General features: G+C 62.0%; 24 protein-coding genes. 13 read left to right on the top strand and 11 right to left on the bottom strand.

The genetic code is table 11. The features are described 5' to 3' along the window. The 5 genes from ACPPVP_RS01205 to ACPPVP_RS01225 all read left to right on the top strand — a co-directional run bounded on the left by ACPPVP_RS01205 (nucleotide 1) and on the right by ACPPVP_RS01225 (nucleotide 4,828). Nucleotides 1–489: a GNAT family N-acetyltransferase gene (locus ACPPVP_RS01205; RefSeq protein ID WP_426530519.1), complete on the top strand. Its 489-nt coding sequence runs from the start codon at nucleotides 1–3 to the stop codon at nucleotides 487–489. Then, nucleotides 486–1,097, top strand: a complete 612-nt coding sequence (locus ACPPVP_RS01210) for a DUF2585 domain-containing protein (RefSeq protein ID WP_426530521.1) — start codon at nucleotides 486–488, stop codon at nucleotides 1,095–1,097. Before ACPPVP_RS01205 ends, ACPPVP_RS01210 begins: the two co-directional genes overlap by 4 nt. 68 nt (nucleotides 1,098–1,165) lie before the next feature. Further along, nucleotides 1,166–2,242 carry a hypothetical protein gene (locus ACPPVP_RS01215; protein ID WP_426538381.1) on the top strand — a complete coding sequence of 359 codons (1,077 nt, stop codon included), beginning with the start codon at nucleotides 1,166–1,168 and terminating at the stop codon, nucleotides 2,240–2,242. Between the two features lie 9 nt (nucleotides 2,243–2,251). Beyond that, the gene (gene hslU / locus ACPPVP_RS01220) at nucleotides 2,252–3,553 is read left to right on the top strand and encodes an ATP-dependent protease ATPase subunit HslU (RefSeq protein ID WP_426530523.1); all 1,302 of its coding nucleotides are present in this window, start codon (nucleotides 2,252–2,254) and stop codon (nucleotides 3,551–3,553) included. A 150-nt stretch (nucleotides 3,554–3,703) separates the two neighbouring features. After that, nucleotides 3,704–4,828, top strand: coding sequence for a hypothetical protein (locus ACPPVP_RS01225; protein ID WP_426530525.1), 1,125 nt, complete (start codon nucleotides 3,704–3,706; stop codon nucleotides 4,826–4,828). Here ACPPVP_RS01225 and ACPPVP_RS01230 read toward each other — a convergent pair. The 3 genes from ACPPVP_RS01230 to ACPPVP_RS01240 are packed head-to-tail and all read right to left on the bottom strand — an operon-like array spanning nucleotide 4,825 to nucleotide 7,680. After that, complete coding sequence (locus ACPPVP_RS01230; RefSeq protein WP_426530527.1) at nucleotides 4,825–5,421, bottom strand: Smr/MutS family protein; 597 nt, start codon at nucleotides 5,419–5,421, stop codon at nucleotides 4,825–4,827. The genes ACPPVP_RS01225 and ACPPVP_RS01230 overlap by 4 nt on opposite strands. Next, on the bottom strand, nucleotides 5,418–6,998 hold the full coding sequence (gene mltA / locus ACPPVP_RS01235) for a murein transglycosylase A (RefSeq protein WP_426530529.1): 1,581 nt from the start codon (nucleotides 6,996–6,998) through the stop codon (nucleotides 5,418–5,420). The genes ACPPVP_RS01230 and mltA overlap by 4 nt, the downstream gene beginning before the upstream one ends. Continuing rightward, nucleotides 6,976–7,680: a Tim44/TimA family putative adaptor protein gene (locus ACPPVP_RS01240; RefSeq protein WP_426530531.1), complete on the bottom strand. Its 705-nt coding sequence runs from the start codon at nucleotides 7,678–7,680 to the stop codon at nucleotides 6,976–6,978. Before ACPPVP_RS01240 ends, mltA begins: the two co-directional genes overlap by 23 nt. Nucleotides 7,681–8,119: 439 nt before the next feature. On the opposite strand from ACPPVP_RS01240, the gene secB reads away from it, so the two are divergent. Next, a complete protein-coding gene (gene secB, locus ACPPVP_RS01245; protein WP_426530533.1) occupies nucleotides 8,120–8,608 on the top strand; it encodes a protein-export chaperone SecB in 489 nt (162 codons plus the stop codon). A 137-nt stretch (nucleotides 8,609–8,745) separates the two neighbouring features. Here the strand turns inward: secB and dnaQ are convergent, their stop codons facing one another. Genes dnaQ through ACPPVP_RS01265 form a run of 4 tightly spaced genes read right to left on the bottom strand, consistent with a single transcriptional unit; the run spans nucleotide 8,746 to nucleotide 11,550 of the window. After that, on the bottom strand, nucleotides 8,746–9,444 hold the full coding sequence (dnaQ, locus tag ACPPVP_RS01250; protein WP_426530535.1) for a DNA polymerase III subunit epsilon: 699 nt from the start codon (nucleotides 9,442–9,444) through the stop codon (nucleotides 8,746–8,748). A gap of 29 nt (nucleotides 9,445–9,473) precedes the next feature. Next, nucleotides 9,474–10,073 carry a dephospho-CoA kinase gene (coaE, locus tag ACPPVP_RS01255; RefSeq protein WP_426530537.1) on the bottom strand — a complete coding sequence of 200 codons (600 nt, stop codon included), beginning with the start codon at nucleotides 10,071–10,073 and terminating at the stop codon, nucleotides 9,474–9,476. An 18-nt stretch (nucleotides 10,074–10,091) separates the two neighbouring features. Next, nucleotides 10,092–10,700 carry a Maf family nucleotide pyrophosphatase gene (locus tag ACPPVP_RS01260; RefSeq protein ID WP_426530539.1) on the bottom strand — a complete coding sequence of 203 codons (609 nt, stop codon included), beginning with the start codon at nucleotides 10,698–10,700 and terminating at the stop codon, nucleotides 10,092–10,094. A 10-nt stretch (nucleotides 10,701–10,710) separates the two neighbouring features. Next, nucleotides 10,711–11,550, bottom strand: coding sequence for a pyruvate, water dikinase regulatory protein (locus ACPPVP_RS01265; RefSeq protein WP_426530541.1), 840 nt, complete (start codon nucleotides 11,548–11,550; stop codon nucleotides 10,711–10,713). A gap of 454 nt (nucleotides 11,551–12,004) precedes the next feature. Between ACPPVP_RS01265 and hemJ the strand changes: the two genes are divergently transcribed. The 7 genes from hemJ (at nucleotide 12,005) to ACPPVP_RS01300 (ending at nucleotide 20,368) form a co-directional block, all read left to right on the top strand. Then, complete coding sequence (gene hemJ, locus ACPPVP_RS01270) at nucleotides 12,005–12,451, top strand: protoporphyrinogen oxidase HemJ (RefSeq protein ID WP_426530543.1); 447 nt, start codon at nucleotides 12,005–12,007, stop codon at nucleotides 12,449–12,451. 259 nt (nucleotides 12,452–12,710) lie between these two features. Next, nucleotides 12,711–13,976, top strand: coding sequence for a transcription termination factor Rho (rho, locus tag ACPPVP_RS01275; protein WP_108520089.1), 1,266 nt, complete (start codon nucleotides 12,711–12,713; stop codon nucleotides 13,974–13,976). Nucleotides 13,977–14,273: 297 nt separating this feature from the next. Continuing rightward, complete coding sequence (gene mnmE, locus ACPPVP_RS01280; RefSeq protein WP_426530545.1) at nucleotides 14,274–15,605, top strand: tRNA uridine-5-carboxymethylaminomethyl(34) synthesis GTPase MnmE; 1,332 nt, start codon at nucleotides 14,274–14,276, stop codon at nucleotides 15,603–15,605. A 128-nt stretch (nucleotides 15,606–15,733) separates the two neighbouring features. Then, complete coding sequence (mnmG, locus tag ACPPVP_RS01285; RefSeq protein ID WP_426530547.1) at nucleotides 15,734–17,617, top strand: tRNA uridine-5-carboxymethylaminomethyl(34) synthesis enzyme MnmG; 1,884 nt, start codon at nucleotides 15,734–15,736, stop codon at nucleotides 17,615–17,617. A gap of 142 nt (nucleotides 17,618–17,759) precedes the next feature. Then, nucleotides 17,760–18,458 carry a 16S rRNA (guanine(527)-N(7))-methyltransferase RsmG gene (gene rsmG, locus ACPPVP_RS01290; RefSeq protein WP_426530549.1) on the top strand — a complete coding sequence of 233 codons (699 nt, stop codon included), beginning with the start codon at nucleotides 17,760–17,762 and terminating at the stop codon, nucleotides 18,456–18,458. Further along, complete coding sequence (locus ACPPVP_RS01295) at nucleotides 18,455–19,306, top strand: ParA family protein (protein ID WP_426530551.1); 852 nt, start codon at nucleotides 18,455–18,457, stop codon at nucleotides 19,304–19,306. Before rsmG ends, ACPPVP_RS01295 begins: the two co-directional genes overlap by 4 nt. A 174-nt stretch (nucleotides 19,307–19,480) precedes the next feature. After that, nucleotides 19,481–20,368 carry a ParB/RepB/Spo0J family partition protein gene (locus ACPPVP_RS01300; protein ID WP_426530553.1) on the top strand — a complete coding sequence of 296 codons (888 nt, stop codon included), beginning with the start codon at nucleotides 19,481–19,483 and terminating at the stop codon, nucleotides 20,366–20,368. A 156-nt stretch (nucleotides 20,369–20,524) separates the two neighbouring features. Here the strand turns inward: ACPPVP_RS01300 and ACPPVP_RS01305 are convergent, their stop codons facing one another. From ACPPVP_RS01305 to leuS, 4 genes are read right to left on the bottom strand one after another with little or no spacing between them, the layout of a single operon-like run. After that, on the bottom strand, nucleotides 20,525–20,881 hold the full coding sequence (locus tag ACPPVP_RS01305; protein ID WP_426530555.1) for an ADP-ribosylation/crystallin J1: 357 nt from the start codon (nucleotides 20,879–20,881) through the stop codon (nucleotides 20,525–20,527). A gap of 2 nt (nucleotides 20,882–20,883) precedes the next feature. After that, nucleotides 20,884–21,912, bottom strand: a complete 1,029-nt coding sequence (holA, locus tag ACPPVP_RS01310; protein WP_426530557.1) for a DNA polymerase III subunit delta — start codon at nucleotides 21,910–21,912, stop codon at nucleotides 20,884–20,886. Between the two features lie 5 nt (nucleotides 21,913–21,917). Then, a complete protein-coding gene (gene lptE / locus ACPPVP_RS01315) occupies nucleotides 21,918–22,469 on the bottom strand; it encodes an LPS assembly lipoprotein LptE (RefSeq protein ID WP_426530559.1) in 552 nt (183 codons plus the stop codon). Beyond that, complete coding sequence (leuS, locus tag ACPPVP_RS01320; RefSeq protein ID WP_426530561.1) at nucleotides 22,456–25,080, bottom strand: leucine--tRNA ligase; 2,625 nt, start codon at nucleotides 25,078–25,080, stop codon at nucleotides 22,456–22,458. The genes lptE and leuS overlap by 14 nt, the downstream gene beginning before the upstream one ends. Between the last annotated feature and the right edge of the window lie 32 nt (nucleotides 25,081–25,112).

A 25,112-nucleotide genomic window follows, 5' to 3' on the forward strand; every position in this document is an offset into this window, starting at 1 on the left:
ATGACGCCGGACTATGTTTTCCGCCCGATGACGACAAGCGATCTACCGCTGGTTCGACGCTGGCTGGCGGAACCGCATGTCGTCCAATGGTGGGGCAATGCGCTGGAACAATTCGAACTCGTCAGCGGTGATCTCGAAGTCGAAGCCATGGAGCAGTTCGTCGTGGCGATCAGCGATCGCCCCTTCGGCTATCTGCAGTGCTACGATCCCGATGTCTGGCCGGAAAACGGACTGGGCGCCCATCCCCGGGGTACGCGAGGAATCGACCAGTTTATCGGGGAGCAGGACATGGTCGACCGCGGTCACGGATCCGCGTTCATTCGAACCTTCATCGACCGGCTGCTGGCCGCCGGTGCGCCACGCGTCATCACCGATCCAGATCCGGCCAACGGCCGCGCGATACGCGCTTATGAAAAGGCGGGATTTCGCCGCCAGCATCTGGTCGACACCCCCGACGGTACGGCGCTCTTGATGGTGCGTGACGCATGACCACGGACAATCTTGCCGGGAAAGCCCTTAGCCGCGGCACGCTTTCGACCTGGCACTGGACGCTGATCGCAGCCGGTATTCTCGCGACGCAGGCCGCGATCCTGTATGCGATGGGACGCCTGCCGATCTGCGCCTGCGGCTACGTAAAACTCTGGCACGGCGTGGTGCAGAGTTCGGAAAACTCGCAGCACATCGCCGACTGGTACACGCTGTCGCACATCCTGCACGGCATCCTGTTCTACGGCGCGGCCTTCCTCGCCTTCCCGCGCCTCGCCTGGCAGGGCCGCCTGATCCTCGCCATGCTGGTGGAAGGCGGCTGGGAACTGGTCGAGAATTCCGACTGGATCATCAATCGCTACCGCGCCGGCACGATCTCGCTTGATTATTTCGGCGACAGCATCATCAATTCGATCTCCGATAACCTTGCGATGATCGGCGGCTTTCTGTTGGCGAAACGGCTCCCGATTGTCGCCACCGTCGCGATCGTGTTCCTGTTCGAGCTCATATTGGCGCTGCACATTCGCGACAATCTGACGCTCAACATCATCATGCTGATCCACCCGTTCGAGGCGATCAAGGTTTGGCAGAGTGGGCCGCCGATCATCTAGCGACGACTGCAGCGGCTGCTTGCGACAGCCCTGATCCGGCTTACTTAACTCCAGAGGTTCCAGTGTCGATGGTTGCAAGCGAGATTTTGGCAAGAGGCGTTGAGCGCGGCATTATCACGGCCGAACAGGCCGAACGCCTGCGCGCGCTGGAAACTGCCGGCGAGCCGCCTGAATTGCCGGCCTCGCCCGATGACGAGCAGCTTCGCTTCATCGGTGGCTTCAGCGACATCTTTGTCACCATTGGCCTCGCCATGTTCCTTGGCGCGGTCGGCTATTTTGCCCTGTCATCCAACGGTCCACTTGGCATGTGGATAGCCGTCGCCGTTACGGCGTGGTTGCTCGCCGAATTCTTCACTCGGCGGCGGCGCATGGCCTTACCAAGCATTGTCCTCCTGATCGTATTTGCCTGGGCCGCTTTTGCCGCCAGCGCCATCTTGCTCGGGCCGGGCGCTACGCCATATAGCTCTTCGCAATCCGCATGGCCGCTTTTCGCACTTGGTGCGATCCAGCCGTCGATGTTGACGGGTGCCGCATTTCTAACCGTGCTGCTGACGGCACTCCACTACTGGCGCTTTCAGGTGCCGATAACGATAGCGGCGGGGTGCGGCGCGCTGCTGCTCACGGTCGTGGGACTGGTTTCCGGGCTTTTTCCGCAGCTGCCGCACGGCGCGTACAGCGCCCTCATTCTTGCTTGCGGCCTCGCTATTTTTGGCCTGGCCATGCGGTTTGACATGACGGACCCGGAACGACTGACACGCCGGACCGATATCGCCTTCTGGCTACATCTGCTTGCTGCGCCGCTCATCGTACATTCGTTCATTGGTGGCGTATTCGACGTTGGCTCGAAACTCGAACCCAAACCGGCTGTTGCAGTAGTGGCAGTATTTCTGGCACTCAGCTTTGTCGCGGTCTTGATTGACCGGCGCGCTTTACTGGTATCCGGCCTTGTCTATGCCGGAGGTGCCTTCTGGACGCTGATCCGCCAGGCGGGCCTTTCCGACATAACGACCCCTCTCACGATCCTGATCCTCGGTGCTTTCGTGTTGTTGCTCAGCGCCGGATGGAAGCCACTCCGTGCCGGGATATTGAAATTGGCACCGTTGGCGCTCACGCGTCGCCTCCCGCAACCAACTCTCTCCGTATAAGATGTGCGAATGACCGACTTTTCTCCTCGTGAAATCGTCTCCGAACTCGACCGCTTCATTGTCGGTCAGGCCGACGCCAAGCGCGCGGTATCGATCGCGCTGCGTAACCGCTGGCGGCGGCTGCAGCTCACCGGCTCGCTTCGCGAAGAGGTGCTGCCGAAAAACATCCTGATGATCGGGCCGACCGGCGTCGGCAAGACCGAGATCGCGCGGCGGCTGGCGAAGCTTGCCAACGCGCCCTTCATCAAGGTCGAGGCCACCAAGTTCACCGAGGTCGGCTATGTCGGTCGCGACGTCGAGCAGATCATCCGCGACCTCGTCGAGGTCGCGATCGGGCAGGTCCGTGAGCGCAAGCGCAAGGATGTGCAGGCCCGCGCGCAGCAGGCCGCCGAAGAACGCGTGCTGGATGCGCTGGTCGGACCGGCATCGAGCCCCGCGACCCGCGATTCCTTCCGCAAGAAGCTGCGCGCCGGCGAGCTCAACGACAAGGAAATCGAGATCGAGACGCAATCGTCCGGCGGCACGCCAATGTTCGAAATTCCCGGCATGCCCGGCGCGCAGATGGGCGCGATTTCGATCGGCGATATCTTTGGAAAGATGGGCGGGCGAACCAGGACCCGCCGCCTGACGGTCGAAAACTCGCACGAAATTCTCGTCAACGAGGAATCCGACAAGCTGCTGGACAGCGACCAGCTGGTGCTCGAAGCCATCAACGCGGTCGAGAACAACGGCATCGTGTTCCTCGACGAGATCGACAAGATCTGCGTGCGCGATGGCCGTACCGGCGGCGACGTCTCGCGCGAAGGTGTGCAGCGCGATCTGCTGCCCCTGATCGAAGGCACAACCGTCTCGACCAAGCACGGCGCGGTCAAGACCGACCACATCCTGTTCATCGCGTCCGGCGCGTTCCATATCGCAAAGCCCTCGGACCTGTTGCCGGAATTGCAGGGGCGACTACCGATCCGCGTCGAGCTGTCGGCGCTGACGCGTGACGACATGCGTCGCATCCTGACCGAGCCGGAAGCATCGCTGATCAAGCAATATATCGCGCTGCTGCAGACCGAAGGCGTCACGCTCGACATCACCGACGATGCCATTGACGCGCTGGCTGATGTCGCGGTCGCCGTCAATTCGACGGTGGAGAACATCGGCGCGCGGCGGCTGCAGACGGTGATGGAGCGGGTGCTCGACGAGATTTCATTCGCCGCGCCGGACCGTCATGGCGAGACCATCAAGGTCGATGCCGATTACGTGCAGAAGCACGTCGGCGATCTCGCCAAGAACGCCGATTTGAGCCGGTTTATTTTGTAGAATAACCGCCCCATCTCTCGTCGTCCCTGCGAAAGCTGGGACCCATAGCCACAAATCTCGATTGTGCGTTTCGGCTGGGGCCGCTATCCCGTTTATAACCACGGCCGGTGGTTATGGGTCCCTGCTTTCGCAGGGACGACGGGGTGCTGAATGACTTTGCGGCTATGGGAAAACCCCTGGCGCTTGATGCTGGCCGTCAATGCCGCCGTGCTGATCGGGGTGTTCTGGCACAAGATCGCGCTGCCGCCCTACGTCCCCTACATCCATCTGCTGGTCGATTATCATTTCGGCTTTACAAAACGCGCACTGATCGGCGCGATCGTCTCGCTGTTTACGGCCAAGGTGCCGGTGTGGCTGGTGTTTGCACTGGCCGGCACGGTGTGGCTGGTGACGGCCGGGCTGTTTGTCCAGCTGTTTCGGCGGACGTTCGGGTTTGACGAAAAGCACCTGCCGCTTTTCGTGTTCATGGCGGGCTCGCCGTTCTTCCTGAAGAACTTCATGCACACGCTCGGGCATTTCGACATTTACGGATGCCTGTTTGCGATCTGCCTGCTGCTGATTCCGGCGCGCTCGCTTGCTTATGTGACGCTTGCCGCGATGTTCTCGATCGCGCTCGTTCTGATCCACCACATTCATCTCTTGATGTATGTGCCGACCATCGCCGCCATCGTGGTATTGCGCCATTACCTCGTTCACGGAGCCGATCGGCAGAACGTCGCCGTCGGCATCGCATCGCTCGGAGCGGTGGGCGTGCTGTTCATCGCCGCGCAGTTCTACGGCACGATGGCGGTGCCGGAGGCCGAGTTCGTCGCCTATCTGCAGGGCCGGATGGCCGACCCATCGCAAGCGAACCTGCTGAGCTTTGGCTATATCTGGTACCAGCCGCTCTCGAAGGAAATTTGGGACACGTGGCAACGCCTGCCGCACAACCTGCTCGGCGTACCGGTGTTTGCGCTCCTGATCTGGCTACACACGCCGCTCTGGCGATATTTTCGCGACCTGGTCGCAGCACTTTCCGTTGATCTACATCGCCACATCGTCACCGCCGCGATCATCATGGTCAGCCTCGGCTATCTCGTCATGTTTGCGATCGTGTTCGATTATTCCCGGTGGATTTCGAACTGGGCGGTGTGCCTGTTCCTGATCCTGCACGCGGTGAAGATGCTGCCCGCTTCGAAGGAGACACCGGCGATATCGGCGGATGATCGGAAGACTGCGGTGCTCGGCTGGATCGTGACATTGATCCCGCGGGTCGGGATCGTGCGGCCATTTTAAAGACGCGCCCGCCGTACCCGCACATACAAGGCGCCCTCGCCGCCATGGCCGATATGGGCTTCCTCGAAGCCGACCACCAGCGAGCGGAATTCCGGCAGGCCGAGCCATTGCGGAACCTGACGGCGCAACACGCCGCGCTCGGACTCAGGCCCGATCTTGCCCTTGCCGGTGATGATGAGCACGAAGGTCAGCCCGTCATGATGGGCGCGCTGCAGGAAGCCGAATAGCGCCCGATGCGCCCGCGTCTGCGTCATGCCGTGCAGATCGAGTCGGCCGTCGATTTCTTTCCGCCCGCGCGACAGATGCGACCGCTCGCGGCGGCCGATCGGCGCCAGCGGCGGCGGTTTCGGCTTTGAAGGAACAACGATCGGCGCCGGCGCGACGTGTCTCGGCGAAGCCATGGATTTTTGCGCGACCTTGGTATCGGCTTCGGCCGAGGCGACCGATGGCTTCGGAGCGCGGTGCCGTTTGCGCAGCGGCTTGACCTGCTTGGCGACGCTCTCCCACAGCGCGCGGTCCTCTTCGCTCAGGCCACGCTTGCGTCGCGGCGGCTCCGGCAATTCGGGTATCAAATTCGATGGCCGGCGTTTCATCGACGATAGCGGTATCGGCGCAGATGGCGCTGATGCGGCTTTACGGAGACCGCTTCAACCTTGGGCCGCGGCTCGGGAAGCGGCACCGGCTTCGCGACGGCAGCCTGGACCGCCGGGGCCGGCGTAGGCGCTGCAGCTGGCGAAGGTGGTGCTGCCATGGGCCGAGTAGTGGTTGTCGCGGTCACCTCGGGCGGCTGCGCAGCGGTCTTCTGGTTGACCGACGGCGCGGTTTGCGGAAACAGTTTTGCGATCGTCTCCGACGGCCGTGCGTCGGGCAGCGGCAGCTTGCGGCCGCGCGCTAACGGATCGAGGCTCTTTGGCACCAGCATGACAAAGCGCGCATTGTGGCGGAGGCGGCCGGCAACCTTGCCGGCATCAAGACCGGCGCCGAAATAGAGATCGGCGCGCGCGGGACCGACGATGGCGGAGCCGGTGTCCTGCGCGATCATCAGACGGCGAAACGGCGTCTTTGATGTAGCCGTTTCGATCGGCAGCTCGCCTTCGATGAAGAACGGCGTGCCATAGACATGCAGCGATTTGTCGACCGCGATCGAGCGGCCCGGCGTCAGCGGCACGCCCTGGGCACCGACCGCCTCGTCCTTGTCGGAAAGCTGCACCTCGCGGAAGAAGACGTAGGACTTGTTCTGCCGCCGCAGCTCGTCGGCCTCATTGGGATTCTCTTCCATCCACTCCCGGATCTTCTGCATCGACATCTGATCCTTGGGGATGATGTTGCGCTCGATCAGGATGCGGCCGACCGCCGTATAGGGATAACCATTATGGGCGTCGTAATTGATCCGAACGGTGGAGCCGTCGTCGAGGCTGACCCGCGCCGAACCCTGGATCTGCGAGAACAGCAGGTCGGTCTGTTCCTTCAGGTAGCAGATTTCGAGGCCGCGGCCGGCAATTACGCCATCCTCGATCTCGGCGCGATCGTAATAGGGCACCAGCTTGCGGCGGCCGATCTTGCGGAACACCTGGCCTTTGTTAGGCAAGCCGGCTGAAGCCTGCGTGGTGCCGCGAACGAACAGATTGGATGGCCGGCGATAGACCGGCACCTTGTAGACTTCGTTCTCCGTCCGCGAGCCACCGACGATCGGCTCGTAATAGCCGGTGACAAAGCCCTCGCCTTCGCCAAGTCGGGAAATACGAACGGGAAGAAAGTGGTCCTCGAAGAAAGCTCTCGCCTTCGGTTCGTCGGACAGTTCGAGGCCTTTTGCGATCTGGCAGGGATCGCGCAGAGAAGTGCCGATCGCCTTCGGATCGGCCGGCGGCGTTCGCTGCGCCGATATCGGCCTGCAGCTTACGCGAAATGCGTTGTAGGCGGCGAGATGATCGTCCTCGTTCCATCCCGCAATCTCCGACCAGGCGGCCGGCGAATACTGGCCGCCGTTGACCTGAAACGGCAATTCAAGTTCGGGATACGGCAGATGACGGACGAAGGGCGGCGGTGGCGTCTTATGCGAACGTGAATAACGCGCACCGGCTTCGACCGGAGCCAGCGCACACGCCAAAGCGATCACGCCAAACGCGAACCCCGCAAGGCGTCGCGTCTCAGGCCGCGCTTCCGGTGCCAACCAGCTTCCAGTTCGGATCGCGAGAGCTCGTGTCGCGGGCGAATGTCCAGACATCGGTGATATCGGCGACCTTATCGGGGTTGCCATCGACGATGGCGCCGGTCTTGTCGCGGGTGACCGAGATCATCTGCGACACGAAGCGAACGGTTAGCTGCGCCGCGCGGTCGCGGGCTTCCGCGCTCACCAGCTCGGCCTTGTCGATCGAAACAAACCGCGTTTCGGTCTTCTGCTCATGCTTCTCGCGATCCTTGATCACGGCCTCGAAGCTGTCATAGACCTCGCCGGACAACAGATCCTTCAGCGAACGGCGATCGCCATTGGCGAAGGCCAGCACGATCATCTCGTAGGCGCTGCGGGCACCGGAGAGAAAGTGCCGCGGATCAAACGAGGAGTCATGGGCTGCAATGGCGTCGAGGCCGGCGGCGAGCGGCGTACCCGGCTCGGCAACGTCCTTCCAGCGGTCGGCCGGCGCGACATCGGCGCTCGGGGCCAGCGGCGCCTGATCGATCACCGCACCCGGCATCGGAACGACGTTGTTGTTATCCTGCGTACGCTGCACGACATTGGGCGCGGCGCGATCGTAAGGCGGCCGTTCGCTTCCGGTGCGCTGTCCGAGGACGCTGCGCAGGCGCAGGAAGATAAAGACCGCCAGCGCCAGGAAGATGATGGTGTAAATATCCACGTCGTATTCGCTTTCTGGTTCTAACGCCGGCAACGGGCCCGGCGGTCGAGCGTTCCCTGCTGAGAAGCTCTCTTGCGAGTTTTCCCTGAGAACGGCAGAGATTACATCATCGATTGAGACTGCAGCATGTAGGCATGAAACTGCGCCCGGCCAATGGCGCGTTTTGGCGCGGGTGAATTGTAGCGCGTTTTGGGGGCAAGGGGAAACCCGATCGTGTCCGGAAATCACGCATATTCAATTATTTAGGGCACGTATTGGGCGGTTGGTGGGAGCGTATTAGGCATATCCGCCACATTTCGCCGAGGTCCGATGGGCCAGCCCATCGTCCTTGTGGAACGAGGCGGGGCTATGATAGCCACTCGCCCGGAAAAGGCATCTCGCCCACCGAGCGAATTCAGACGAAAACGGGCTCCGCTCGCCAGCTTCAGGAGAGAGTTTCATGACCAACGGCAACGGCGCGCCTCCCGAACAGGCCCCTCCCCAGCTCAACGTGCTGGCGCAATACACCAAGGATCTGTCGTTCGAAAATCCGAACGCCCCCTCCTCCCTGCAGCCGCAGCAGCAACAGCCGGCGATCAATATCCAGATCAACGTTTCCGCGAACAATCTCTCGGACAACGAGTTCGAAGTGACGCTTTCGATCGAGGGCAAGGCTGAAAACGCCGGCAAGGTGATGTTCAGCTTCGAGCTGGCCTATGCCGGCGTGTTCCGCATCGTCAATGTGCCGAACGAAAACCTGCATCCGCTGGTCATGATCGAATGCCCGCGGTTGTTGTTCCCGTTCGCGCGCGAGATCATCGCCACCGCAGTCCGCGATGGCGGTTTCCCGCCGCTGATGCTCGATCCCGTCGATTTCGTCGGCCTGTATCGCCAGAACATGGAGCGGCAGGCTGCCGCCCAGGCTGCTTCCGGCGCAAAGCCGAGCTGAAGCGAGCGACACAGCGCGCAGCCACTAAATCGCGAAAACAACCCCATGCAAAGTAGAATGGGGCTTGGTTAACGGCGCTTGGACTGCTTGCCTCAGGGACACGAGACGGCCCGCCGTCTCGGCCCAACCTGCCCGCGCTAGCTGGCGGCGGGCAGAAAATCATTCCAGATCGGCTTGTCGCCCAAGGTGGCGACGAAGGCGCGATGGTCTTCGCGGTCCGTATCGGTGATTCGCGGCGCCAGCGGGACCTCGCGCTGCCGGCGCGGCGTTTCAAATCCGTTGCTGACAGTGACGCGGGTTTCCGACGCCAAAATCAGTTGCGACTGCCGCGCCCCGATCAGGTCGATATAGACTTCGGCTAACAGCTCGGCGTCGAGCAGCGCACCGTGCTTGGTGCGGCGGGAATTGTCGATCGCATAGCGCGAGCAGAGATCGTCCAGCCGGTTCGACACGCCGGGATGCTTGCGGCGGGCCAGCAACAATGTATCGACCAGCCGATCGCGTGAAACCGGAAGTCGCTTGATGCGATCGAGCTCGGCATTGATGAAGCTGATATCGAACGAGGCGTTGTGAATCACCAGCGGCGCATCGCCGATGAATTCCAGGAACTCCTCGACCACTTCCGTGAACAGCGGCTTGCTGGAGAGGAACTCGCTGGACAGGCCGTGCACGGCAAACGCTTCCGCCGGCATATCGCGCTCGGGATTGATGTAGCGGTGGAAGGTCTGTCCCGTCGGCATGCGATTGTAGATCTCGATGCAGCCGATCTCGACCAGCCGATCGCCGCGCAGCGGGTCGAGGCCAGTGGTTTCAGTATCGAGAACGATTTCGCGCATGGATTTCAGGAACCGGCATGTTGGGCGAATCAGGCTCGCCGCTGCGGCATCTTAACAACCTCTGCCAGGATGTCCTTGATTTGCGCACGCACCGGATCGAGGCCGTGCGAGGTATCCACGACGAAATCGGCCCGCTTGCGTTTTTCGGCATCAGGCGTTTGCCGCGCAATGATGGAATCGAGTTTCGCGGCATCCATGGTACCCCGCCCTAGCACGCGCTCTCGCTGCAGTTCCGCCGACGTTGTCACCACCACCACCGCGTCGACGCGCTTTTCGCCACCGGTCTCATAGAGCAAGGGAACGTCGACCACGACGACAGCGGCGCCGGCGCGTTCGGCATCCTCGAAGAATTTTTGCCGGCCGGCGCCCAGCATCGGATGAACGATTTGCTCGAGCTGTCTCATCGCGGCAGGATCGTGCACCACTCTTTCGCTAAGCTTTTGCCGGTCTACCTTGCCTTCCGCCGTCGTTCCGGGAAAAGCCGCCTCGATCGCCGGGGCCGCTGCCCCCTCGTAGAGTTTGTGGACCTCTGCATCGGCGTCATAGAGCGGCACGCCGGCCTCCACGAACAGTTTTCCCGTCGTGGACTTGCCCATACCGATCGAGCCGGTAAGTCCAAGTATCAGCATCGTTTGCGCCGCGTCATTTCAAACACCGAGTAGCCCCTGCTCGCGCAGGTAAGCAAGCAACGGCAGCAGCGGCAAGCCGAGAATGGTGAAATGATCACCCTCGATACGCTCGAACAGGTGCACGCCCAGCCCTTCGAGCTGATAGGCGCCGACGCTGGTCGTGACGGCGTCGCCAGCGGCATCCAGATAGGTTCGTATCTCCTCTCCGCTCAATTGGCGCATGGTCATGCGCGCGATCGATACCTCGGAAAACAGGATCTTGCCGCCTCGCGCTACGGAAACGGCTGAATGCAGCTCGTGGATATTTCCGGCAAGGGCACGCAACTGTTCCGCCGCCTGTGCCCGGCCGCCCGGCTTGGAGAACAATCGCTGGCCAAGCGCCAGCGTCTGGTCGGCACCGACCACATATCGATCCGGCATTTTGGTCGAAACGAACAGCGCCTTTTCCTGCGCCAACAAAGCCGCGATCTCTCCGGGCTGCAGCAAGCCGGATTTCTGCTGGATCGCGCGCTCGTCGATATCGGCGGGAACGGCCTCGAAGGAAATGCCGGCATTGGCGAGCAGCATTTTCCGCGCGGGACTCTGCGAGGCCAGAATCAGCGGATCTTTTCCGCGCCAGATGGTCATCGCGAAAACGTCACTCCGGAAGCCTTTGCCGTTGGCGATCGGTGAATAGTTTCAGCACGGCCGCAGCGGTTTCCTCGATCGAACGGCGCGTCACGTCGAGCTGCGCCCAACTGAATTTGGCGCTCAGTTTCCGCGCATAGGCCACTTCATCGGTCACCGACTGGCGATCGATGTACTCATCATTAGGGGTATCGGAGCCCATGCTCAGCAACCGGTTTTGCCGGACCTGGATCAACCGCTCCGGCGTCGCGTGAAGGCTGACGACCAACGGCTTCTTCAACGTCTCGAGCTGATGCGGCAGCGGAATGCCGGGCACCAGCGGTACGTTCGCGGTACGGACGCCGCGGTTGGCAAGATAGATCGAGGTCGGTGTCTTCGAGGTGCGGGACACGCCTACCAGAACCACATCGGCATCTTCCAGGCCTTCGACATGCTGGCCGTCGTCATGGATCATGGTGTAGTTCAAGGCGTCGATGCGCTTGAAATATTCCGCGTTCAGAACGTGCTGGGCCCCTACCCTGCCCGTCGTTGCCGCGCCGAGATACGCCTCGAACAATTGCATCACCGGACCGATGATAGAGAGGCTCGGGATATTGATGTCCCTGCACTTCGCCTCAAGCCGGCCGACCAGATCCTTTTCCAGCAGCGTGAAGAGCACAATGCCCGGCGCCTCCTCGATCTCGTCGAGCACGCGGTCGAGCTGCTTCTGGCTGCGCACCAGCGGATAGACATGTTCGACCGCGGTCACGTTGGCGTATTGCGCGGCCACCGCGCGCGCCACCGTGATCAGCGTCTCACCGGTCGAATCGGAGACCAGATGAAGATGAAAATAGTTGCCGGTCGTGGGCACCAGAACCCCTGTGTATCCTGTGAATCCCTGTGGAGCTTAACCAAGATATTTGGCCCTGGGTCGTCACGTCAGGGATAACCCGGACCTTTCTTCACAGGACCTCATGTGAGGATAAGTCCGCGAGCGCATCGCCATGATAGTGGGAAGGTGTGGATTTGTCTCTTCATAAGCTGACCACGAAACGGCACAAGCAATTGATGCACGAGGCGTTATCGGGATGATGCAATGTCCGGCCAAAATTGGGGAGGACTGTGAACAAGCCTCGCAAACATGCGGGATCGTTTTGTGTGAGTCATAATCACGGTCACTTAGACTCAAACCTAAGATTCTAAAATTATTAGTTTAGAGAAGCGGAGCTTTGCGGATATGTCTTGCGTCCCCTCTCTAGCACAGCTTCTTCGCAACGCTGAGATGGTCGGAACGTTCCGGGGATGAGCAAGGTCAGGCGACTGCAATGTACGAGTGGATCACGATCACGGCGCATCCGTGGATCAAGGCACTGCACGTGATTGCGGTCATTTCCTGGATGGCCGGCATGCTCTATTTGCCGCGGCTGTTCGTGTACCACTGCGAGGCCGAGGTCGGATCGAAACAGTCCGAAACCTTCAAGGTGATGGAATGGCGATTGCTGAAAGCGATCATCAACCCGGCGATGATCGTCACCTGGCTGGCCGGACTCTATCTAGCCTGGAGCGGGCACTGGTACGCATCCGGGTGGTTTCACGCCAAACTGACGCTGGTGCTGATCCTGTCGGGCGTCCACGGCTTTTTTTCCCGTTTGGTCAAGGATTTCGCCGCGGACCGGAATACCAGAAGCCAGAAATTCTATCGTATTATCAATGAGGTGCCGACCGCCCTGATGATCTTGATCGTCATCCTGGTGATCGTGAAGCCGTTCTAGAGTTCAGCTTTCATCAATGATCCCACTTCGCACCTGCTTGCGAAGCGGCGGCCGATTTTCTATATTGTCGAAATCCCACCCCACGCAGGCGGATGTGGCTGCGTCTCGGCTCCTTCACTGGACCGGCCGCCGCATCAGGTTTGAAGCCTCACCGGCGCTTTCCTTGCTTAGACCTGCGGACCTTCCATTTTTCGTGTCCGCTTTTTCTTCAAGCCACCTCGCACCCCTTCCCTAAAGAACACTCCACAGGACCACCCCAATGCGGGAAATGAAACTCCAGGACCTCAAATCGAAAACGCCGGCCGAGCTTGTCTCGTTCGCGGAAGAGAACGGGGTCGAAAATGCCAGCACCATGCGCAAGCAGGAGCTGATGTTCGCCATTCTCAAGCAACTCGCGATCCAGGAAATCGATATTATCGGCGAAGGCGTCGTTGAGGTTCTCTCCGACGGCTTCGGCTTTCTGCGCTCGCCCGACGCCAACTACCTGCCCGGCCCCGACGACATCTACGTCTCGCCGTCGCAGATCCGCCGCTTCGGCCTTCGGACCGGCGACACCATCGAAGGCCACATCCGCAGCCCGAAAGAAGGCGAACGCTATTTCGCGCTTCTCAAGGTCAACACCCTCAATTTCGAAGATCCGGAAAAGTCCAAGCACAAGGTCAATTTCGACAATTTGACGCCGCTGTTTCCGGATCAGCGCTTCCGCCTCGAGCTCGAGGACCCGACGCGAAAAGACCTTTCAGCAAGGGTTATCGACATCGTAGCGCCGATCGGCAAAGGCCAGCGCGCTCTGATCGTGGCTCCGCCGCGCACCGGCAAGACGGTGTTGATGCAGAACATCGCGCACTCGATCACCGCCAATCATCCGGAATGCTATCTGATCGTTCTCTTGATCGACGAACGTCCGGAAGAAGTCACGGACATGCAGCGTTCGGTAAAAGGCGAGGTGGTGTCGTCGACCTTCGACGAGCCGGCCGTGCGTCACGTCCAGGTCGCGGAGATGGTGATCGAGAAAGCCAAGCGTCTCGTCGAGCATGGCCGCGACGTCGTGATCCTGCTGGACTCGATCACGCGTCTGGGTCGCGCATACAACACCGTGGTGCCGTCATCCGGCAAGGTGCTGACCGGCGGTGTTGACGCCAACGCGCTGCAGCGGCCGAAGCGGTTCTTCGGCGCCGCGCGAAACATCGAGGAGGGCGGTTCGCTGACGATCATCGCGACCGCGCTCGTCGACACCGGCAGCCGAATGGACGAAGTCATCTTCGAAGAATTCAAGGGCACCGGTAACTCCGAACTGATCCTGGATCGCAAGGTCTCGGACAAGCGGACCTTCCCGGCGATCGATATCTCGCGGTCCGGCACCCGCAAGGAAGAGCTGATCACCGATCCGCAGCTCCTGAAGAAGATGTACGTGCTGCGCCGGATCCTCAATCCGATGGGCACGATGGACGCGATCGACTTCCTGCTCGACAAGCTCCGCAACACCAAGAACAACTCGGAGTTCTTCGATTCCATGAATACTTGAGCCGTCAGGCCAGGATGGAAGAGGGCGCCTCGTGGAAGCGGGGCGCCTTTTTTTATGCTGCGGGCATCGCTGCGATGGCATGCAGCAACGGAAAATCGGCATTAGCGATTGGTTAACTATATAACATATTGAATTTTATATTGTTTATTTGGATCAGGGCGTCAGGGGGAGGGGGCCTCTCCGGATTTTGCAGCATTTTTGGCCGCATCTATCCGCACCTGCTCCGCAGTATCACCGCGCGTTCAGGTCCAGAATCGAATCGCGTTGCCTTTTCAAAACCGCCCGGACAAATAGGCCATGCATCCGCGGGATCAAACCATCTTTGCATTGTCGTCGGGCCGGCCACCGACCGCGATTGCGCTGGTGCGCGTCTCGGGTCCGCAGGCCAAAAAGATCGTGACGGCGCTGGCTGGCAAGTTGCCGTCGCCGCGAATGGCCACCCGCGCGCTGCTGAGGGATGTCGGCCAACGGCCGATCGACGATGCGGTGGTGTTGTGGTTTCCGGGCCCAGCCAGCGCGACCGGCGAAGACGTCGCCGAATTTCACGTCCATGGCGGGCGCGCGGTGCTCGCTGCGTTGTTCACGGCGCTGTCCGGATTCGAAGATGTTCGCCCGGCCGAGCCAGGTGAATTTACCCGGCGCGCTTTCGAGAACGGCAAGCTCGATCTGACTGAGGCCGAAGGTCTTGACGATCTGATCCATGCCGACACCGATCGGCAGCGGCGCCAAGCGCTGCGTCAATTGAAAGGCTTGCTCGGTGACAGAGCACGCGATTGGCGTGCGCGGATCATCGAGGCGTCCGCTTTGATCGAAGCGGGAATCGATTTCTCGGACGAGGGCGACGTACCGGCGGAATTGATCGCGCCGGCGCTGGCGAAGGTCAAAGCGTTGCTGACCGAGATCGAGGAAGTGCTGGCCGGGCAGGGGCGGAGTGAGCGGCTTCGCGATGGTCTTGTCGTTGCGATCGCCGGGCCGCCGAATGTCGGGAAGTCGACGCTGATGAATCAACTCGCACGCCGTGAGGTAGCGATCGTATCGCCACACGCCGGCACCACGCGCGACGTTATCGAGGTGCAGCTCGATCTCGACGGCTATCCGGTGACGGTGATCGACACCGCCGGCATTCGTGAGACCGATGATCCGGTCGAGCAGGAGGGGGTTCGCCGGGCCCGTGCCCGGGCAGCGGATGCTGACCTCGTGCTGTGGCTGGCTGACTCGTCACGAGTCGAGACCCAGGGCGAGGGGACCGCGCCGGTCTGGTTGGTGCGCAACAAGATCGATCTCGATGCGGCTGGTCGGCCATTGGGTGAGTCGGCCGAAGGCCGCGTCTTTCAGATTTCCGCGAGCCGTGGCGATGGCGTGCCGGAGCTGATCGCGGCATTGGTGGGTTTCGCCCAGCGCACCTTTGGCGGCACCGAGGGTGGGCTGATCAGCCGGACCCGGCAACGGAAACTGCTACAGGAGACGGCGGCTTCACTACAGCGCTGTATCGAGGTGATCGGGGAGGGCGAGGAGCTGACGGCGGAGGAACTTCGCGCGGCGGCACAATCGCTGGGCAGGTTGCTCGGGCGCGTGGATGTCGAAGATATTCTCGACGTGATCTTCCGGGAGTTCTGCGTAGGTAAGTGACGTTTCCTTACCTTTCGCTAACCATGTTTCACGTGAAACATTGGTGTGGACGGAGCCCCTGTTTCACGTGAAACACTTTCCTCAAACTTCTGCTTTCGGGTCCAGCAACTCCGGGATAGAAGTCCCGCATGCTCTCCCAAGCGGACCCTTTCGACGTCATCGTCATCGGCGGCGGACATGCCGGCTGCGAAGCCGCGAGTGCCGCTGCGCGGATGGGCGCCAGGACTGCCCTGGTGACTCACCGTTTCGACACCGTCGGAGCCATGTCCTGCAATCCGGCGATCGGCGGTCTCGGCAAGGGTCATCTAGTCCGTGAGGTCGATGCCCTGGATGGTCTGATGGGCCGGGTGGCCGATGCCGGTGGGATCCAGTTTCGGATGTTGAACCGCCGCAAGGGTCCGGCAGTCCGCGGACCGCGGGCCCAGGCGGATCGCAAGCTTTACGCTGCCGCCATGCAGACCGCGATCCGGGAGACCGCCAATCTCAGCGTAATCGAAGGCGAGGCGGATGAGCTCATCGTCTCGAATGGCCGGGTCACTGGAATTCGTTTGGGTGACAGCCGACAGCTTTCGACTGGAGCGGTGGTGATCACCACCGGGACGTTCCTGCGAGGTCTGATCCATCTCGGCGAGAAGAACTGGCCGGCCGGACGGGTCGGGGAGGCGCCGGCGATGGGGCTTTCGGCCTCGTTCGAGCGCGCCGGCTTTACGCTGGGTCGTTTGAAGACCGGCACACCGCCGCGGCTGGATGGCAAGACCATCAACTGGTCCGCCGTCGAAATGCAGCCCGGTGACGATCCGCCTGAACCGTTCTCCGTCATGACCGACCGGATCACGACCCCTCAGATCCAGTGCGGGATCACCCGGACGACACCGGCGACCCATGAGGTGATCCGGGCCAACGTGCATCGCTCGCCGATGTATTCCGGTCAGATCAAGAGCAGCGGCCCGCGCTATTGTCCCTCGATCGAAGACAAGATCGTCCGGTTCGGAGATCGCGACGGCCACCAGATCTTCCTGGAGCCGGAAGGGCTGGACGACTCCACGGTCTATCCCAACGGCATCTCGACCTCGCTCCCGGAGGAGGTTCAGCTCGCGATCCTTGCGACCATTCCCGGACTCGAGCGGGTGAAGATGGTTCGGCCGGGCTATGCCATCGAATACGACCATGTCGATCCCCGCGAACTTGACCCGACGCTGCAGACCAGGCGTCTGGCGGGTCTCTTCCTGGCGGGTCAGATCAACGGCACGACTGGATATGAAGAAGCGGCGGCGCAGGGAATCGTCGCGGGCCTAAACGCGGCATTGGCGGCCGGTGGCTCTGATCCCATCGTGTTCGATCGGGCGGACGGCTATCTCGGGGTGATGATCGATGACCTCGTGACCCGTGGGATCACTGAGCCATACCGGATGTTCACCTCGCGGGCCGAGTACCGACTGACCCTGCGGGCCGACAATGCCGACCAGCGCCTGACCGATAAGGGGATCGCGTTGGGCTGCGTAGGGCAGGCGCGCTCAGCGCGCCATCGCGACAAGATGGCTGCGCTGGCTGCGGCCAAGGCATTGGCGAAGTCGCTGACGATGACCCCCAACGAAGCGGCCAGGCATGGATTGGCTCTCAACCGGGATGGCCATCGGCGTTCGGCGTTTGAGTTGCTGGCCTATCCCGAGATCGAGTGGGACATGTTGCGCGGCATCTGGCCGGAGCTGTCGGCCGTCGATCCATCCATCGCGGTGCATCTCGAGATCGACGCCAAATACGATGTCTATCTCAAGCGCCAGACCGCCGACGTCGATGCCTTCCGGCGCGACGAGGGGCTGGTCCTGACCGATATCGATTATGCCGACGTGCCCGGGCTTTCCAACGAAGCTCGCTCGAAGCTTGAGGCGGCGCGGCCGCGGACGGTGGGGCAGGCGGGCCGGCTCGATGGTTTGACGCCGGCGGCGCTGGGAATTCTGGCTGCGTATCTCCGAAGGGAAGCGCGGCGCAAGACGGCGAAGGCGACTGCTTAAGAATCTGTTTCACGTGAAACGGGGAAGAGCCCCATCGTCATTGCGAGGAGCGCAAGCGACGAAGCAATCCACTCTGCATTTGCGGCAAGATGGATTGCTTCGCTTCGCTCGCAATGACAGTCGAAAGCCGCAGCATCCACACATGGCAAAAGCAATGACACAGACCGGTCATTCTCCCACGGCTGACGACAAAGCGGCGGCGCTAGCCCTCACCCCCGTTTCATCTGAAACGGAGGCGCGGCTTGACCGCTACGTCGAGCTCCTCGTGGAGTGGCAGGCCAAGACCAACCTCGTCGCGCCATCGACGCTGCCTCACCTCTGGACTCGACACGTCGCTGATTCGCTCCAGCTTCTGAGCCTGGCTTCGTCTGCGAAAATCTGGGTCGACCTTGGCAGCGGCGGCGGTTTCCCCGGTGTGGTTCTGGCCTGCGCTCTGGCAGAGACGCCGGGTGCCAATGTCCATCTGGTCGAACGCAACGCCAAAAAGGCGGCCTTTCTGCGTGAGGCAGTGCGCATAACTTCTGCAGCAGCGACCGTGCATTTGGCGGGAATCGGGGATATTGTGGATAGAATTGGCGGTGGCGTCGATTGCGTCACTGCGCGGGCACTGGCTCCATTACATCAGCTTGTCGGTTTCGCGGAGCCGTTCGTGGGCGCTGGCGCGAAAGCGCTGTTTCTCAAGGGCCAAGATGTAGAGGCTGAATTGACCGAGGCCACTAAATATTGGAATATTGAACCGCGACTCCACTCCAGCCGCACGGGCGGGCACGGCTGGATCGTCGAACTCGATCGGATCGAGCGGCGCACCCCCTCCGCGATCACATATGGCGATCGGGCATGAACGAATTAGACGAGTTATATCAAGAGGATAGGGATCCTACTCCACCGCCCCATCCGCGCATCCTGTCGCTTGCCAATCAAAAGGGTGGCGTCGGCAAGACCACCACGGCGATCAACCTCGGTACCGCCCTCGCCGCCATTGGCGAGCGCGTGCTGATCGTTGATCTCGATCCGCAGGGCAATGCTTCCACCGGTCTCGGCATCGATCGCCGCACCCGCAACTGCTCGACCTATGATGTGCTGATCGGCGAAGCGCCGTTGCGCGAGGCGGTGGTTGCCACCGCGGTGCCGCGGCTGCACATCGCCTCCTCGACCATGGATCTGTCGGGCCTCGAGCTCGAACTCGGCACGACGCCCGGCCGCGCGTTCCGCCTGCGCGACGCGATCGCCGCGCTGAACAAGAACGCGGCGCCGGACACCGACTACACCTATGTGCTGATCGATTGTCCGCCGTCGCTCAACCTCCTCACCGTCAACGCGATGGCGGCATCCGACGCGATCCTGGTGCCGCTGCAGTGCGAGTTCTTCGCGCTCGAAGGTCTGTCGCAATTGCTGCAAACGGTGGAGCAGGTGCGCTCGACGCTCAATCCGAACCTGTCGATCCACGGCATCGTGCTGACCATGTTCGACTCGCGCAATAATTTGTCGAACCAGGTGGTCGCCGACGTGCGGCAGTTCATGGGCGGCAAGGTCTACGACACCATGATCCCGCGCAACGTGCGCATCTCCGAAGCGCCTTCCTATGGCAAGCCGGTGCTGGTCTATGATCTCAAATGCGTCGGCAGCGAAGCCTATCTGAAGCTGGCGACGGAAGTGATCCAGCGCGAGCGCGAGCTGCGGACACATTAGTCGGATGTGGGATCCGTAGGGTGGGCAAAGCGAAGCGTGCCCACCAGCTTTGTTTCGCGGTTGGATCGCGGTGGGCACGGCGCAAGCGCGCCTTTGCCCACCCTACGGTCTGACCAACAGAGTCGAATTTCGAATTCCGGAGTGGCGTAAGTGAATCCTAGGGAGTTGGCGGCGATGGCCGACGAAACGCGTTCGCGACTGGGTCGTGGTCTCGCAAGTCTGATCGGGGATGTCGGCGGCGAGGCCGCGCATGTCGACCGGCCGCGCAACCAGCGCAAGGTGCCGATCGAATTCCTGAAGCCCAATCCGCGTAACCCGCGCCGGACCTTTTCCGATGCCGAACTCGGTGAACTCGCCGCCTCCGTCAGGCAGCATGGCGTGATCCAGCCGATTGTGGTTCGGCCGGTAAAGGGGTCGCAGGATCGCTTCGAGATCATCGCCGGCGAACGGCGCTGGCGCGCCGCGCAACTCGCCAGCCTGCACGAAGTGCCGATCGTCCCGATCGATGTCAGCGACTCTGACGCGCTCGAGATCATGATCATCGAGAACGTGCAGCGCGAAGACCTCAATGCGATGGAAGAGGCACAGGGCTATCACGCGCTGGCCGACGAATTCAAACGCAGCCAGGAAGACATCGCCAAGGAAGTCGGCAAGAGCCGCAGCCACGTCGCCAACATGATGCGGCTGACGAAGCTGCCGGTAGAGGTGCAGGCCTTTATCTCCAACGGCCAATTGTCGGCAGGCCACGCCCGCGCGTTGATCGGTGTGCCCGATCCGCTGGCGGCAGCGAAGCGCATCGTCGAGGAAGGATTGAACGTACGCCAGACCGAAGCGCTGGCGCATGAAGAGGGTGTGCCGGAACGCAAGCCGCAAAAGGCGAGGGTGGGCGGCGGCGGCGGCAAGACGAAAGCTCCCGACACGATCGCGCTGGAGAAGCGCGTCAGCGACGCGCTCGGTCTTGCAGTGACCGTGAACCACCGCGACCCCGGCGGCTCCGTCCAGATCAGCTACCGCAACCTCGAACAGCTCGACGAGGTGATGCGGCGGCTGGAAGGGAAGTGAGCTTGCTTAACCTCGCCCCGCTTGCGGGGAGAGCTCGGATTGCGAAGCAATCCGGGTGAGGGGGTACCGGACCATCAACGATCACTTGCGCCAGCGGATAGAAGAGCCCCTCACCCCAACCCTCTCCCCGCAAGAGCGGGGCGAGAGAGCCGAGCATCAGGGAAATTCAGCTACGACTTTGATCTCACCGACGATAGCCTCGTTGAAGGCCGTCATATCGTCCGCGGGAATCCAGTATTCCGAATGAGCCGAGCCACCGGCTTTTTGGACGCTGTAATTTTCCAGGAAGCTGCGCAGCACCGCAAAACGAGTGACGAAACCTGAGCCGCTAGCGGGCACGTTCCAGTCGCGTGCAATCTTCACGGCATAGTCTTCCGACAATACCGGATAAAAGATCGGCTGTTCCGGAAGCCGTGGCGGAAATGCTTTCATTCCCGCCTGTCGGATTAGCTCTAGCTCTTTCGGTCCAACCGGACGCCAGAGAGTTACGACGTCTACCGTCTCGCCCGGCATGCTTACCCCCGCCGCTTCGCATTCACCGCGATCGAGAGCAGCGTGCGCAGTCCAATCGCCGACGCCAGCGAGGCCTGTTTGCGCATGTCGAGCGCGGCGGTTCCGAGCTGATCGATGATCGTGACCAGCCGCGTCGCGCTGAAATTGCGCAGCGCGATTTCGACGGCGCCCTTGCGCGAGAAATGCAGGCGCGGATAGCCGCTTTCGAGAAGGGTCGAAACCGGCGTGCCTTCGGCGACCGCAAGCGCCGATTTGTGCAGCCATGCCGCCTGGCGCAGCGCGGCGGAGATGATGACGCCCGGATAGGTGCCGGCAATCATCGCCTTGGCAAACTCGCTTTCGACGAGGTCCGGCTTGCCGGCGAAAGCGCCGTCCACGATCGGGTCCAGCTTCAGCTCGGACGCGTCGGAGACCACGGTCATGACATCGTCGAGCGCGATCTCCCCCTTGCCGTGGGCATAGAGCGCCAGCTTGCGCAGCTCGTTGCGGGAAGCCTGGCGGTCGCCGCCGAGCAATGACATCAGCACGGCGCGCGCGTCGGCGGCGATGCGCAGATTGGAAGTCCGTAATTCCTCGTCGATCAATCTGGCAAGGTCGCGCTCGGTGTCGGGATAGCAGGCGATGGCGACGGCGGTCTTGGCGCGCTCGCAGGCCTTGCGCAGCGGCGACTCCGGCCGTAGCTCGCCGGCCTCGATCACGATGCGGCAGTCCTTCAAGGGCATATCGGCCAGCATGTCGACTCCGCCAGCGAAACTGCGGGAGCCGGCCCGCACGCGAATGGCGCGGCGGCCGCCGAACATCGGGATCGTCATGGCCTCGTCGACCAGCCGTGACGGTTCGGCCGACAGCTCGTCGCCATCCAGCCGCACCAGCGAGAAGGGATCGTTGGGATCGTCGACAGCTGACGCGATCAGCGCTTCGGCGCGCTCGCGGACCAAGCCGGCATCCGGACCGTAAAGCAGGATGATGGGGCGGCCGGCATCCGGCCGCGCGAGAAAAGCGTCGATGTCTTTTCCGCGGAGCGCGACCAACGGGATCAGGTGCCGGCGTAGAAGAACGACGCCAGCCGGGTCTGGATGTTTTCGGCCACTTCGTTGGCGGCGCGATCCTCGGCGTCGCGGAAGGCGCGGGCGCGGGCGAAGCGCTGCAACTGTCCGGGGATGTCATAGGACACGCGCGAGAAGGTCGTGCCCGTCATCACCGACTTGTTGGTGGCGAGGTCGATCAGATTGTACTGCGCGTCGATGCCGTAGTTTTCGCTCGACGGCAGCGCGGTAGCGGGATCGAGGATGAGCGAGGAACGCGAGGTGCTAAAGCGCAGCACCAGCCGATGCGTCGGCGGCATGCCGGTGGCGTTGCCGTAGAGCTTGAACGCCAGCGCGTTGCGGATCTCCACCTGGATCCGGGCTTCCCGCGACGCGTTGGGCTTATCGACCGGCGGGATTTCCACGCCCATCAGCTTTTCCCGCAGGCCGGGCTTGCCATCGTTACGTTCGGCATACATCGGCTGGAAACAGCCGGCCGTGAGTGCCGCCAGAGCGGCGACGGCGATGAGCCGAACGGCGATCCGGGTCTTAGCCAACGACATTCACGATCCTCATGGGAACTACGATTACCTTGCGAACGGCCTTACCGCCGAGAGCGAGTTTTACCGCATCGAGCGCCAAAACGGCAGCCTCAATTTCCGGATTTTGGGCGACCCGTGGCACGGTAACATCACCCCGTTTCTTGCCGTTGACCTGGACCACCAGCGTCACGGTGTCTTCAACCAGCAAATCGCGTTCGATTTGGGGCCAGTTGGCCTCCGAAATCAGCCCGGACTGCCGCAGGACCTGCCAGCACTCCTCGGCCAGATGCGGCATCATCGGCGCGAAAAGTTGAACCAGGATGGTCGCGGCTTCCCGAACCGCCCAGGCGGTGTCCGCGGCCGGCTTGCCGTCCTTCCCCAAGACCTCGGCCAGCGCATTGGCGAATTCCCGGATATGGGCCAGGCAAACGTTGAAATGCAGCCGCTCGATCCCCGACGAGACCTTATCCAGCGCGCCATGGGCGGCCTTGCGCAAGCCAAGCGCGTCCGCGCCGAACGAGGCGGGCCGGCCGGCGGGAGCCGTCTTGGCGATCTCGGCTGATTCGTTGACCAGCCGCCACAGCCGCTGCACGAAGCGCGAGGCGCCCTGCACCCGCTCGTCGCTCCAGATCACGTCGCGGTCGGGCGGCGAATCCGACAGCATGAACCAGCGCGCGACGTCGGCGCCATAGCTCGCGATGATGTCGTCGGGGTCGACGGTGTTCTTCTTCGACTTCGACATCTTCTCGATCGGGCCGATCGTGACCTCTTCATCGCCATAGATCATGGTGGCGCGGCGCTCGCCGCCGATGACTTCGACCTTCACCTCGGCCGGCGTCACATAGGAGCCGTCGGCCTTCTGGTAAGTTTCGTGCACCACCATGCCCTGGGTGAACATGCCGGCGAACGGCTCGTCCATGCCGATATGGCCGGTGGCTTTCATCGCGCGGGTGAAGAAGCGGCTGTAGAGCAGATGCAGGATCGCGTGTTCGACGCCGCCGATATACTGATCGATCGGCAGCATCCGGTTGACGACCGGCAGCGTGGTCGGCGCCTGCTCGTTCCAGGGATCGGTGAAGCGCGCAAAGTACCAGGACGAATCCACGAAGGTGTCCATGGTGTCGGTTTCGCGCTGGGCCTTAGCCCCGCATTTCGGGCAGGTGACGTGCTTCCACGTTGGATGATGATCCAGCGCGTTGCCGGGCTTGTCGAACGTAGCATCCTCCGGCAGCACCACGGGCAACTGGTCGTCCGGCACCGGCACCACGTCGCATTTCGGGCAGTGGATCACCGGGATCGGGCAGCCCCAATAACGCTGGCGTGAAATACCCCAGTCGCGCAGGCGGAAATTCACCTGTCGCTCGCCGACCGGCGCATTGCCGCGCATTTCGGATTCCAGCCGCTTTGCGACGTCTTCCTTGGCCTGCTCGATGGTCATGCCGTCGAGGAAGCGGGAATTGATCATGCGGCCTTCGCCGTCATAGGCCGTGTCGGTAATGACGAACGTCTTCGGGTCCTGGCCCTCGGGGCACACGACCGGCGTATTGCCGAGCTTGTACTTGTTGACGAAGTCGAGGTCGCGCTGGTCATGCGCCGGGCAGCCGAAGATCGCGCCGGTGCCGTATTCCATCAGCACGAAGTTCGCGACATAGACCGGAAGCTTCCAGTTCGGGTCGAACGGGTGAACGGCCTTGATGCCGGTGTCAAAACCCTGCTTCTCGGCGGTGTCGATGATTTCCTGCGCGGTGCCGATCTTTTTCACATCCGCGATGAATTCGGCGAGCTTTGGATTCTTCGCCGCCGCGGCCTGCGCCAGCGGATGATCGGGCGCGATCGCCATGAACTTGGCGCCGAACAGCGTGTCGGGCCGCGTCGTGAAAATCTTCAGCTCGGACTCGCCTGATGGCGTCGTGGCCGGATCGAGTGCGAAGCGCAGCAGCAGGCCTTCCGAGCGGCCGATCCAGTTGCGCTGCATCAGGCGGACCTTGTCGGGCCAGCGATCCAGGTTATCCAGCGCGTCCAGCAGTTCCTGTGAGTATTTCGTGATCTTGAAGACCCACTGGCTCATCTCGCGCTGTTCGACAACCGCGCCGGAGCGCCAGCCGCGGCCGTCGATCACCTGCTCGTTGGCGAGCACGGTCATATCGACCGGATCCCAGTTGAGCTTGCGCTTCTCGCGTTCGGCGAGCCCCGCGCGCAGCATGTCCAAAAACATCTTCTGCTGATGCTTGTAATAGCTGGGGTCGCAGGTCGCGAACTCGCGCGCCCAGTCGAGCGACAGCCCGATCGACCGCAGCTGCTTTTTCATCGCGGCGATGTTGTCGTAGGTCCAGGCCTTCGGCGCGACCTTGCGCTCGATCGCGGCATTCTCGGCCGGCAGCCCGAAGGCGTCCCAGCCCATCGGGTGCAGCACGTTGAACCCCTTGGCGCGCATGAACCGCGCCAGCACGTCGCCGAGGGTGTAGTTGCGGACATGCCCGATATGGATACGCCCGGACGGGTAGGGGAACATCTCGAGCACGTAGTATTTTGGCCGTGGATCGTCGTTTTTCGAGGCGAAGATCGCCTTTTCGTCCCACTGGCGTTGCCAGCGCGGCTCGGAATCACGGGCGTTGTAGCGTTCGGAGGTCATGGAATCGTAAGCGCTTTTTGTGGATTCGGGTC

Origin of the sequence: Bradyrhizobium sp. McL0615 (genome assembly GCF_049993905.1) — a bacterium.
GTDB lineage: Bacteria > Pseudomonadota > Alphaproteobacteria > Rhizobiales > Xanthobacteraceae > Bradyrhizobium.